Origin of the sequence: Nocardia sp. 852002-51101_SCH5132738, from assembly GCF_001665695.1 — a bacterium.
Taxonomy (GTDB): Bacteria; Actinomycetota; Actinomycetes; order Mycobacteriales; family Mycobacteriaceae; genus Nocardia; species Nocardia nova.
In genome coordinates this window covers 21,706-33,428 of the sequence record NZ_LZML01000100.1, presented here as the reverse complement: position 1 = coordinate 33,428, position 11,723 = coordinate 21,706, and the positions used below count along the sequence as shown (strand labels likewise).

The window sequence follows — 11,723 nt, the reverse complement described above, 5'->3', positions numbered from 1 at the left end:
GACGACGCCGCGACCACCCCGGCCGGCGAGCCCGCCGACCCGGCCCCGGCGATATTCCCCCGCCGCAGCCGACCGGCTTCCCAGCACCGTACGGTAGGCACGAAATCCCGTATAACGTAACGGCATCGGCACGTTCCCCAGAATTCATGGGAGGATTCACCTATTCTCGGGCCCGGGCCCGGGTACCACCGATTTCGAAGCGAGCGAGGGATGACCGACAACCTCGGCGCGACCGCACCCGACCCCGGTGCCGACCGCGCCACCGCAACGCAGACCGCGCTGACGTCGCTCGTCGCCCGCTTCGCCCAGCAATGGCAAACCTCCGGCGAACCCCCCGATCTGTCGGCCCACCTGCCCGCCGAACCCGCGCTGCGCCGCTCCGCACTCATCGAACTCATCAAGGTCGATCTGCACGAACGCTGGCAACGCGACACCGACGCACCGCGACTGGCCGACTACCGCGAACAATTCCCCGAACTCGCCGCCGCGCCCCTGCCCCCCGACCTGGTCTACGAAGAGATCAACGCCCGCAGCCGTCGCGACCACCACGCCGTCGACCTCGGCGAATACGAACAGGACTACCCCATCCAGATGGCCCGCATCACCGAAGGATTCGAGGACCTACCCCCCTCGGCACCCGGACTGCGCACCACCATGCTCGCCGACCCCACCGCCCTCGACGCACTCGACACCATCAACCCCGGCGCGACCGTCGACGACTTCGACCTGCTGCTCCCCCTCGGCCAAGGCGCGTTCGCCCGCGTCTTCCTCGCCCGCCAACGCTCCATGGGCCGCCTCGTCGCCGTCAAGATCTCCCACGACCGCGGCAGCGAACCACAAACCCTCGCTCAACTCGACCACGACCACATCGTGCGCGTCTTCGACCAGCGCCAGATCACCGACCAGCGCCTCAAACTCATGTACATGCAGTACGTGCCCGGTGGCACCCTGCTCGGCGTCCTGCGCATGCTGCGCCGCACACCACCCGCCCAACGCGACGGCAAACTCCTGCTCGAAGCCATCGACGCCACCACCACCGGCGGCGTCCTCGAACCCCAGCCCTCGCCCACCCGATCCGAACTCGCCCGGCTCAGCTGGCCCGAAACCGTCGCCTGGCTCGGCAGCCGCCTCGCCGCCGCCCTCGACTACGCCAACCACCGCGGCATCCTGCACCGCGACCTCAAACCCGCCAACGTGCTCCTCACCGCCGACGGCCAACCCAAACTCGCCGACTTCAACATCAGCTTCAGCCGCCACCTGCCCGGCGCCAACCCCGTCGCCTACTTCGGCGGCTCCCTGCCCTACATGGCCCCCGAACAACTCGAGGCCTGCCACCCCAACCTCGACACCACCGCCGCCGACCTTGACACCCGCGCCGACCTCTACGCCCTCGCCGTCGTCCTGTGGGAACTGCTCACCGGCCGCCTCCCCTTCGACGACGGCCACGACGCCGGCGAAACCGAAGAATCCCTGCAAGCCATGATCGACCGGCGCCGCACACCCATCGCCGACCACTTCGAAGCCGACCTCCCACCCGACACCCCCGCCCTGCTGCGCCACGCCCTGCTCACCTGCCTCGCACCCGACCCCGCGGACCGCTACGCCACCGGCGCCGACCTCGCCCAGCAACTCGACCTCAGCCAGGACCGCGCCGCCCGCGACCTCGTCGACCCGCCCACCCACAGCCTGCGCGCCCGCCTGCGCATGCGCCCCATGCCCGTCGTCACCCTCTCCAGCCTGCTCGGCCACCTGCTCGCCGGGCTCTACCTCGGCTCCCACAACCTGCGACTCATCCGCGACGCCCTCGGCGCCGACGCCGCCCACCAGATGGTGCGCCTGGGCATCGTCATGATCGCCATCGCCTACCCGATCGCCATCGCCGCCCTCATGTACTGGTGCCGCTCGGTGTTCGTGGTACCCAACGGATTACGCCGCGGCAGGCAATTCGACGCCGCCACCCTCGCCCGCGCCCGCGCCGACACCCTCGCCTGCGGCGACCGCATCGCCGTGGCCACCTTCGCGGGATGGCTTGCCGCACTGGGCGTCTTCCTCGTCAAACTGCACACCCTCGGCGACGTATCCGCCGGCATCACCACCAGCCTCATCGCCTGCAACCTCGTCGCCGCCTGCGTCGCCGTCGTCTACACCTACTTCCCCGTCACCTACTTCGTCCTGCGCTGGTACTACCCGGGCCTGGTCGCCGCCGGCGGCACCACCCCGGCCGACGCCGCCATGCTGCGCCGCATGGTGCACCGCAGCCGCATCTACCTCGGCGTCGCCGCCTGCGTCCCACTCATCGGCGTCCCCGCCGGCCTCGTATTCCTCACCCCCGACCAACAGCAGACCGTCATCGGCCCCATCGTCGGGCTCTGTGTCGGAGGGCTTTTCGCCTTCCTCATCACCCTGCGCACCTTCTACCTACTCGAATCCGACCTCAACGCCCTCGACCGCATCCTCGACCCCCACCCCCACTCCTGACCGGCTGCGGTCACCCGACCAAGATCGTCTAATCTCGAGGCGGTGCTAGGACATTCACATGCGACCAGTGGTGCGCTCGCGTGGGCGGGAGCCGCTGCCGCGCTACCACTTTCGATTCTCACCTTCCCCGCCGCGCAGATCGGCCACCTCGGCACCGTCGACCTGCTGATGGGAACGTTCCTCACGGCCGGCGCCGCCCTGCTGCCCGACGCCGACCACCCGAGCGGCACCATCTCGCATGCGCTCGGACCGATCACGCACACCGCCTGCAAGATCATCTCCACCGTCTCCGGCGGGCACCGCCACGCCACCCACTCCCTGGCCTTCGTCGCGGCCGTCACCTACGGCACCTGGGCCGGCGAACATTGGATCGGCCGCTGGTTCACCCTCGGCCTGGTCTTCTTCCTGCTCGCCCTCGCCGTCCGCGCGCTGAATCTCTGCCCGCCCGGCGAAGGGCTGCGCTCCTACGCCACCATCGCCGTACTCGCCGTCGCCGGCACCTTCGCCATGGACCAGTGGATCTCCGACAAACCCGCCTGGCTGCCGTTCTCCGTCGGCCTCGGGGCCCTCGCCCACCTCATCGGCGACTGCCTCACCGACCGCGGCTGCCGGCTGTTCTGGCCACTCGACATCCGCACCCGCATCCCGATCATCGACCGCACCGGCAACAAGGTCGAAACCTGGGTGATCTCACCACTGTTCGTGCTCGGCACCCTCGCCGCGCTCTGGTACGTCATCACCCACCAGCCCTAACAGCGTCACCGCGTCGCGGTCCGGGCTGCCCGGCTCGGCCTGGAACGCGACGAACCGCTGCCCGTCCGCCGCGGTCAGAATCTCCGAGGTCAACTCCATCCGGCCCACCGCCGGATGCCGGAACATCCGGCGCGTACCGCGCTTGGCCCGCACATCGTAATGCGCCCACAACGCCTCGAAATCCGCGGTCGCCGCGCACAATTCGGCCGTCAGCGCCGCCAGCTCCACCGGATGCGATCCCGCGCCCTGCACCACCCGCAGATGCGCCACACAATCGCGCGCCATCCCCGTCCAATCCTCGAACACCGTCCGCGCCGCCGGATGCGTGAACACGTACCGAATCAGATTGCGGCGCCTCGGCTCCCACTGCTCGATACCCCACAGCAACCGCAAACCCTCCGGATTCGCCGCCAGCAGGTTGCTCACCTGATCCAGGACGAAAGCCGGTGTGGGACGCACCGATTCGAGCAGCAACACCATGCCCCGCCCGGCCACCTCCACCGGCGCCGCCGTGGCCGCCGAGCGCGCCCCCGCCAGCCGCGCCACCCGGTGCAGATGAGCCGCCTCGTCGGCATTCAGCAGCAACGCCGAGGCCAGCGCCGCCAGCACTTCCGGGCTCGGATTGCGGTCGCGGCCCTGTTCCAGCCTGATGTAATAGTCCACGCTCAGCCCCGCCAGCGCCGCGACCTCCTCGCGGCGCAGGCCCGCCGTCTGCCGCCGCCGCGTGCCCGGCGGCAGACCCACCTCCGACGGCTGCACCCGCGCGCGGCGCGCACGCAGGAACTCTCCCAGGGCACGACGATCACTCACTCATCCAGTGTGCCCGCTTCCCAGCCACGCCGGGGTAGCCCCGCCAGGACCAGGCCACGGCCGGTCTCCCCGCCGCACTCGCCACGCCGCACGGTGGATGCATGACCGACACCACCCACACCCTCGTCATCGGCGGCAGCTCCGGCATGGGCCTCGCCCTGGCCGAACGACTCCTGGCAGCCGGACATCGAGTCACCATCGCCGCCCGCGACACCGACCGCCTGACCGCCGCGACCGCAGGGCTCGGCTATCCTGACCAGCTCCGCTCACAGCGCGTCGACATCGCCGAAGAAGCTTCCATCGCAGCACTTTTCGACACCGTAGGCGCGGTCGATCACATCGTCGTCACCGCCGCCGACATGCGCCACGGATACGGCCCGCTCACCGAGCTGCCCGCGCGCGACGCGCGGACCGTCCTCGACATCAAAGTGCTCGGGCCGTGGCTGGTCGCCAAGTACGCGGCAGATCGCGTCCGTAACTCCATCACCGTCACCTCCGGAATCGCGGCCTACCGTCCCGCACCCGGCGGCTCGATCGTGGCCACCGCCAATGCCGCTCTGGAGGGCCTGGTCCGAGCGCTGGCGCTGGAATTGGCTCCGATCCGGGTCAACGCCGTCTCCCCCGGCTGGGTCGACACCCCGATCTGGGACGACTTCGCCGGCCCCGACAAACACGCCCGGCTCACCGCGATGGCCGCGCGACTGCCCGTCGGCCGCGTCGGCCGTCCCGCCGATATCGCGGCCGCGTTCCACGCCGTCCTCGACAACGACTTCATGACCGGCGAAGTCCTGCACGTCGAAGGCGGACACCGGCTGGTCTGACGAACCACCCCGCACATGGCGGCGCCCCGCACCACCGGCCATCGGCACCGCTACCGCGGTGCTGAACGGACGGGATATGCGGGGCGCGCGCCCTGCCGATCAGGCCAGCTGAGCCGAAACGATCGTGATCGGCTCGACCGGCACATCCTGATGCCCGGCCTTGGAGCCCGTGCGGACACCCTCGATCGAATCCACGACGGCGTTACCGTCGACGACCCGCCCGAAGACCGCGTAGCCCCAGCCGTCCTGACCCGGGTAGTTCAGGAAGTCGTTGTCGGCGGTGTTGATGAAGAACTGGGCACTGGCCGAATGCGGATCCGCCGTACGCGCCATCGCGACGGTGTACTTGTCGTTGCGCAGCCCGTTCTTGGCCTCGTTCTGCACCCGGTTGGGCGCCGGCTTCTGCTGCATATCGGCGGTCAGACCGCCGCCCTGCACCATGAAACCCGGAATCACACGGTGGAAGATCGTCCCGTCGTAGTGGCCGGACTTGACGTAGTCCAAGAAGTTCGCGACCGTTTGCGGCGCCTTCGTCTCGTCCAATTCGAGGGTGATGTCCCCGGCTGATGTGTTGAGCAACACTGTGGTCATCCGGTCATCGTATGGCAGCCGCCTGCACCCGGCGGACAACCCCTCATCTCGGGCGTACGAATAGGCCTCGGTCGTCTTGTGCTGTTTTTAGTTTCTGTTACGTGAGCTGGAAGTCTGCGGCGCGCTTCAATGAGATACATAGTTAGATGCGCATATCTCCATCACATATTGTTTTATTGCGCCGCAATGCCGGCCGCCACCTCCTCGAGCGCCGGGGCATTCGACCGCAAGGACGGAAACGGATTCAGGCCTCGTACAACTCCAGCGGCAAGTCGTCCGGGTCGAAGAAGAAACCGAAACGGCGACCGGTGAATTCGTCGACCCGGACCTCCTCCACGACCACTCCCCTACCCCGCAGCTCCGCCAGGCCCGCGGCGACGTCTTCGACGACGAAGGCGAGATGACGCAGCCCGCACGCCTCGGGCCGCGACGGCCGTGTCGGCGGATCCGGGAACGCGAAGAGCTCCAGTTGGGCGCCGTCCGGCAGTGCGAGATCGAGCTTCCACGAACGCCGTTCGACCCGGTAGTGCTCCGCCAACACCCGCAGCCCGAGCACCTCGGTATAGAACGTTTTCGATCTCTGATAGTCCGACGCGATGATCGCCGCGTGGTGAATCCTCCGCAACTCCATCGCCCGACCGTAGCCAGTCCTCGAGGCTGCGGTTGTGGACGGTGAGCAGCGTGTGTCGACGACATACGACATGGCGACTTTACATGCGTAGATGCGCATACGTCCATAGCAATATGTTCGTTGCCGCCGACCACGCCGGCCCCGCTCACCGGCCGCCTCGGAAGAGGCTGCCGCGCACAGGCTTTCACAGTGCGGACAGTGCCTCTTCCGCGGCAGCGATGGCTTGTTCCCGGTATCCCCCACCGAACAGCACGACATGCACCAGCAACGGATACAGCTGATGCAGTGCGATCCGCTGTTCCGCGCCGGGCGCGAGGGGGAAGCGCTCCCGGTATGCCCCCAGGATGTGGCCGAGATGCGGCGCGCCGAACAGCCGCAACATGGCCAGGTCCGTCTCGCGATGACCGCCGTGGGCGGCCGGGTCGATGAGCCGCACACCGCGCTCGGTCCACAGCACATTGCCCGACCACAGATCGCCGTGAATGCGGCACGGCGGCTCCGCTGGGCCGGCCAGATCGCCGATCCCGCCGATCACCCGCTCGACGAGCCGAGTTCCGTCGCGTCCCAGAACGGATGCGGCGGCGGACAACAGCGGTCGCAGTCGATACCGGGCGTACCAGGGCCCCCACTCCCCCGCGACCATCGCGTTGTCCTGCGGAACCGTGGCGATACAGCCCGCCCATGGCGCGCCGTACCGGTCGACGGTGTGCGCGTGCAGTTCGGCAAGCGCTGCACCGAACTGCTCTGCGGCAGCACGGCTGGGCGTCACCGAACTCAACCACGGCAAGACCAGAGTGCGCTCGTCGGCGGCCAATACCTGCGGGATCAGGTCCGCGGCGTCGGCCTCGCGCAACCAGCGCAGGCCCGCGGCCTCAGCGGTCAAGGCATGGTCCGCGGTCGAACCCGGTTCGCCCACAGCACTTTTCACGAAGGCATCGCGGCCGTCGGCGAGCCGCACGCGATACAAGGTCCAGGCATGCCCGCGTCCGGCGGTGCGCTCGGACACCACCGGTACGCCCAGCAAGGACTCCAGATGTGTCGACAACTCGCTCACGAGCCGTAGACCGTCTGCCAGATCGCCCGCCCCAGCGCTCGGGCCAACTGTTCGTCGTCCACCGGATTCCCGGCCGCGAAGGTGAAGTCGATGGCACGCTCGACCATGCAGGTCAGGGCGATGGCGGTGGCCTCGACCTCCAGATCGGCGGAAATCCGGCCCGCCGCGCGCTCCCGGTCCAGCCGCCCGCGGACGATTTCGGTGAAGCGCTGGACCCGCTCCTGCCAGTAGCGGCCCACATCGCGGTCGTAGCCCGCCACCTCGGTGAGCGCGCGCAGGACGCGATGGTGTGCCCGGGTGCCCGCGATCATCAGCCGCATGGCCGTGACGACCCCCGCCTCTCCGTCGAGATGGTCTGCGGCCCACCACAGTTCGGCCGTCCGGAACTGATCGTCGGTGGCGAGGTCGGCCATCCGGATCAGCAGCCGGCTCTTGTCGGGGAAATAGCGATAGAAGGTGGAGCGGGCGATGTCGGCCTCGGCTGCGATCCGGGCCACCGGAAGTTCGGTGTAGGTGACGCCGGTATCCAGCAGCCGGTCCACAGCGGAGAGCACCCGCCGCTCGACCGCATCGCGCCGTTCGTCGCGCTCACGAGACCGCGAGCCGGGGCGGGTCAGCGACGCCATGTCGTGGGTTCGTCGGGGACGGCCATGGGCACATTGTCGCTCGAGTCACGAGACAACGCAGGTGACCACCGGAGGAAATCGCCGAAAGATGTGGGCGTCATCCTGGGAAAAGTCTGTGATAACAGCCACAAACGGCAGTTCAGCCTAGTTTCGCTCCATTGCGAGCCTCGCAAGAAAGCATCACTCGCACTGAAGGTTTCAGTTGTCCTGCCGACAGCCGGGCGAACGTGGTGAACAGGAACTGAATGAATGAACTCCGGGCGTTCACTATCCGTTAGCTGGCCTGGTCTGTGATTCCTTCGTCCCTGAACCACTCTGTCTCGAGGTTCCGCAAAAATGATGATGAGGAAATTCGCCGCGACCGCCGCCATGCTGGTCGCCGCCGTCGGCGTCGCGGCCGGTACCGCGAACGCAGACCCCGCCGCCCCCGCCGCGCCCGAAAGCGTCCACTACAAGGCCAGCGTCGTCGACGACAGCAAAGCGGTCATCAAGACCGACAGTGGCTCGATCGTCAACGAAGACGGCATGCTGAAGATCAAGGCCGCCAACGGCACCGTACTCGCCGGCACCCCGCTGAACTTCCGGGTCAACGACTTCGAGTTCCCGATCGCCGCCGACATCTCCGGCAACACCGCCACCCTGACCCCTCAGCTGGATCTGCAGCACGCGGTCTACAAGCCGGTCGCCCTGCCCTTCGAGGACTCCGCTCCCTGGAAGACCCCCTACGACCGCGAGACCGCCGCGTTCAACCGGCTGAAGGACACCATCGGCACCGGTGCCACCATCGGTGCCCTCACCGGTGCCATCGGTGGCGCGGTCATCGGCTGCGTCGCGGGCGCTGCCATCGGCCTCGTCGCCACCGGTGCGCTGGCCACCCTGTTCGGCCTCGGCCCGCTCGGCGGATGTGTCGCCGGCGCCGCCGCCGTCGGCTTCCTGGGCGTGCTCGCCGGACAGATCTTCATCACCGCCCCGGTCGCCATCGGCGCCGCGATCCAGTACTTCGCCACCATCAACGCCCCGTTCAAGCCGGCGCCGAGCAAGTAACAAGTAAATCCGCTGCCGGACTACGCGACGGTGCCCTCACAGCGTTTGCTGTGAGGGCACCGTCGTCATTACCGAGGGTGTTTCCATTTACACTTCGGTGCGGGCGAGTTGCAGGATAAAAGCAGCCGGACGCGGGTATCCGGCACAGATCGATGCACTCTTCGGCACGGGATCGATCCCGTCAACGTGAGGCCAGGTGTTATGGCAGGTTCTCCCGCGAAGCCAGCGCCCGTTGGGGACCCGCCCATCGCCGTTCCCGACTGCGTCCAGGTGCGTGGCGCACGAGAGCACAATCTCGCCGACGTCGATGTCGACATTCCCCGTGACGCGCTGGTGGTATTCACCGGCGTCTCGGGGTCGGGGAAATCGTCGCTGGCTTTCGGCACGTTGTTCGCGGAGTCCCAGCGCCGGTATCTGGAGTCGGTGGCTCCGTACGCGCGCCGCCTCATCGATCAGGTGGGCGTACCCGACGTCGATTCGATCGAGGGGATGCCGCCGGCGGTCGCTCTGCAGCAACACCGCGCCGGCGGTAGCGCCCGCTCCTCCGTCGGCAGTGTGACGACGTTGTCCAGCCTGGTCCGCATGCTGTATTCACGAGCCGGCAACTACCCCGCGAAGCAACCGATGCTCTACGCCGAGGACTTCTCGCCGAACACCGTTCAAGGAGCGTGTCCCACCTGTCACGGAATCGGCCGCGTGTACGAGGTGCCCGAGAAGCTGATGGTGCCCGATCCGTCGCTGACGATCCGGGAACGAGCCATCGCCTCCTGGCCACCGGCGTGGCACGGTCAGAACCTCCGCGACATCCTGGTCTCGCTCGGATACGACGTCGACCGGCCGTGGCGAGATCTGGCGAAGAAGGACCGCGACTGGATCCTCTACACCGACGAGCACCCCACGGTGCCGGTGTACGCGGGCTTCACTCCGGCACAGACGCGGCGCGCGCTGAAACAGCAGATGGAGCCCAGCTACCAGGGCACGTTCACCGGCGCGCGCCGGTATGTCCTCGACACCTTCGCGAACACCAAGAGCGCCTCGGTGAAGAAGCGGGTGTCCCGGTTCATCAGCAGTGCGGTGTGCCCCACCTGCGACGGCAAACTGCTCAAACCGGAAGCCCTGTCGGTGACGTTCGAAGGGCTCGACATCGCCGAATTCTCCGCCCTTCCCCTGGGCCGCCTGGCCGAACTGTTGTCGTCGGTCCTCGCCGAGAACTGGCACCCGACCGGAACCGGCTCCGACGCCGTACTCGACGAGACGACCCGCCGAGCGGCGGTCGACAAGCGTGTCGCGGCCGGAGGTTCGGCACACGATGCAGCCCCGGACGTGCGCAGCACGCCGAACATGTCGGTCGAAAAGCGCGCTGCCGCACAGCGTTTGGTCGCCGAACTGCTGGAACGGTTGCGGCCCGTCACCGACCTGGGCCTGGGCTATCTGTCTTTGGACCGCAGCACACCGACCCTGTCGTCCGGCGAATTGCAGCGCGTCCGCCTGGCGACGCAACTGTCCTCACAGCTCTTCGGAGTCGTGTACGTCCTCGACGAACCGTCGGCAGGGCTGCACCCGCGCGACCGCGACGCCCTGCTGGTCATCCTGGAGGGTCTGAAGCGGCGCGGCAACAGCGTTTTCGTCGTCGAGCATTCACTCGACATCGTTCGCGCCGCCGACTGGCTGATCGATCTCGGGCCCGGCGCCGGCGAGAACGGCGGCCGGATTCTGCACAGCGGACCGCCCGAAGGCTTGGCCGAGGTCGGCGAATCCGCGACCCGGCGCTACCTGTTCGGTCACGAACGGCCCGCACCCCGGCCGCCGCGGCGCGCGGAGGAATGGGTGCGACTGAAGAAGGTGCGCCGCAACAATTTACGCGACGCGTCGGTGTCGTTTCCGCTGCAGTGCCTGACCGCTGTCACAGGCGTGTCCGGCTCCGGGAAGTCGAGCCTGGTCAGTCAGGCGCTACCGGCTCTCATAGGTGAGTACCTGGGGCACCCGGTCGGCGCGCCCGCCGACGACACCGGAGACGATCTGCTGCTGTCGGACGACTCGCAGGCCGTCGACGGCACGATCGTCGGCGGAGTCGGCGATCTTCGCCGGGTGGTGTGCATCGATCAGAAGCCGATCGGGCGCACTCCCCGATCGAACGTCGCCACCTACACCGGAATGTTCGACCACATCCGCCGCCGTTTCGCCGCCACACCGAAGGCGCGGCGCCGACGCTACAACGCGGGCCGATTCTCGTTCAACGTCGCCTCCGGGCGGTGCCCCACCTGTGAGGGCGAAGGCTGGGTGATGGTCGAATTGCTCTTCCTGCCCAGCGTTTACACTCCGTGCCCGGACTGCCACGGCACCCGCTATCAAGCGAGCACACTCGAAATCACTTGGCACGGCCGCAATATCGCCGAGGTTCTCGAGATGAGCGTCGACGAGGCGCGGGCGTTCTTCGAGGGTGACACCGACATCCTCCGCTCACTGACCGTATTGGACGACGTCGGACTGGGCTACCTCCGGCTGGGGCAGCCGGCGACCGAACTGTCCGGTGGCGAGGCCCAACGGGTCAAACTCGCCACCGAACTGCAGCGCGCACATCGCGGCGACGCCCTGTACCTCCTAGACGAACCCACCTCGGGATTACATCCGGCCGATACCGACCGGCTGATGCTGCACCTGCAGAAACTGGTGGACGCGGGCAATACGGTCGTGGTCGCCGAACTGGACATGCGTGTGGTGGTCCAGGCCGACCATGTCATCGACCTCGGCCCCGGCGCCGGCAACGAGGGCGGTCGCGTCGTCACCACCGGCACCCCGGCCGAGGCGGCCACCGATCCGCACAGCGCAACCGCTCCCTACCTCGCGGCGGCGCTGCGCTGACACCGGTCGGGACTGCGGACGAGCCGATCAGCGTGACTGCGGTCTCGGCCGAA

Annotated in this window: 10 protein-coding genes; 5 read left to right on the top strand and 5 right to left on the bottom strand. The window is 68.0% G+C overall.

Annotated features, from left to right (window positions below; genetic code table 11):
- The first annotated feature begins 210 nt into the window (after positions 1–210).
- Positions 211–2,478 carry a serine/threonine-protein kinase gene (locus A5789_RS13700; RefSeq protein WP_064927252.1) on the top strand — a complete coding sequence of 756 codons (2,268 nt, stop codon included), beginning with the start codon at positions 211–213 and terminating at the stop codon, positions 2,476–2,478.
- A gap of 42 nt (positions 2,479–2,520) precedes the next feature.
- On the top strand, positions 2,521–3,231 hold the full coding sequence (locus A5789_RS13695) for a metal-dependent hydrolase (protein ID WP_063016183.1): 711 nt from the start codon (positions 2,521–2,523) through the stop codon (positions 3,229–3,231).
- Here the strand turns inward: A5789_RS13695 and A5789_RS13690 are convergent.
- Positions 3,169–4,041, bottom strand: coding sequence for a helix-turn-helix domain-containing protein (locus A5789_RS13690; protein ID WP_064904965.1), 873 nt, complete (start codon positions 4,039–4,041; stop codon positions 3,169–3,171). The two genes, A5789_RS13695 and A5789_RS13690, sit on opposite strands and share 63 nt — an antisense overlap.
- A 101-nt stretch (positions 4,042–4,142) precedes the next feature.
- Between A5789_RS13690 and A5789_RS13685 the strand changes: the two genes are divergently transcribed.
- Entirely contained in the window at positions 4,143–4,862 is a 720-nt protein-coding gene (locus A5789_RS13685) for an SDR family oxidoreductase (protein WP_064904967.1), read from the top strand.
- Between the two features lie 99 nt (positions 4,863–4,961).
- Here A5789_RS13685 and A5789_RS13680 read toward each other — a convergent pair whose 3' ends face one another.
- The 4 genes from A5789_RS13680 to A5789_RS13665 form a co-directional block, all read right to left on the bottom strand.
- Positions 4,962–5,453 carry a peptidylprolyl isomerase gene (locus A5789_RS13680; protein WP_064904968.1) on the bottom strand — a complete coding sequence of 164 codons (492 nt, stop codon included), beginning with the start codon at positions 5,451–5,453 and terminating at the stop codon, positions 4,962–4,964.
- Positions 5,454–5,697: 244 nt separating this feature from the next.
- The gene (locus A5789_RS13675; protein ID WP_064904973.1) at positions 5,698–6,084 is read right to left on the bottom strand and encodes a VOC family protein; all 387 of its coding nucleotides are present in this window, start codon (positions 6,082–6,084) and stop codon (positions 5,698–5,700) included.
- 184 nt (positions 6,085–6,268) lie between these two features.
- Entirely contained in the window at positions 6,269–7,138 is an 870-nt protein-coding gene (locus A5789_RS13670) for a fructosamine kinase family protein (protein WP_082940695.1), read from the bottom strand.
- Positions 7,135–7,764, bottom strand: coding sequence for a TetR/AcrR family transcriptional regulator (locus tag A5789_RS13665; protein ID WP_063016191.1), 630 nt, complete (start codon positions 7,762–7,764; stop codon positions 7,135–7,137). The genes A5789_RS13670 and A5789_RS13665 overlap by 4 nt, the downstream gene beginning before the upstream one ends.
- Positions 7,765–8,100: 336 nt before the next feature.
- Here A5789_RS13665 and A5789_RS13660 point away from each other — a divergent pair, with 336 nt between their 5' ends.
- The gene (locus A5789_RS13660) at positions 8,101–8,808 is read left to right on the top strand and encodes a hypothetical protein (protein ID WP_063016193.1); all 708 of its coding nucleotides are present in this window, start codon (positions 8,101–8,103) and stop codon (positions 8,806–8,808) included.
- Positions 8,809–9,009: 201 nt separating this feature from the next.
- Complete coding sequence (locus A5789_RS13655) at positions 9,010–11,670, top strand: excinuclease ABC subunit UvrA (protein WP_193615520.1); 2,661 nt, start codon at positions 9,010–9,012, stop codon at positions 11,668–11,670.
- Positions 11,671–11,723: the final 53 nt, after the last annotated feature.

Excerpts from the sequence above, each read along its gene's own strand:
- A5789_RS13700 (WP_064927252.1), top strand. The coding sequence starts at position 211 with ATGACCGACAACCTCGGCGCGACCGCACCCGACCCCGGTGCCGACCGC.
- A5789_RS13685 (WP_064904967.1), top strand. The coding sequence starts at position 4,143 with ATGACCGACACCACCCACACCCTCGTCATCGGCGGCAGCTCCGGCATG.
- A5789_RS13680 (WP_064904968.1), bottom strand. The coding sequence starts at position 5,453 with ATGACCACAGTGTTGCTCAACACATCAGCCGGGGACATCACCCTCGAA.
- A5789_RS13675 (WP_064904973.1), bottom strand. The coding sequence starts at position 6,084 with ATGGAGTTGCGGAGGATTCACCACGCGGCGATCATCGCGTCGGACTAT.
- A5789_RS13665 (WP_063016191.1), bottom strand. The coding sequence starts at position 7,764 with ATGGCGTCGCTGACCCGCCCCGGCTCGCGGTCTCGTGAGCGCGACGAA.
- A5789_RS13660 (WP_063016193.1), top strand. The coding sequence starts at position 8,101 with ATGATGATGAGGAAATTCGCCGCGACCGCCGCCATGCTGGTCGCCGCC.
- A5789_RS13655 (WP_193615520.1), top strand. The coding sequence starts at position 9,010 with ATGGCAGGTTCTCCCGCGAAGCCAGCGCCCGTTGGGGACCCGCCCATC.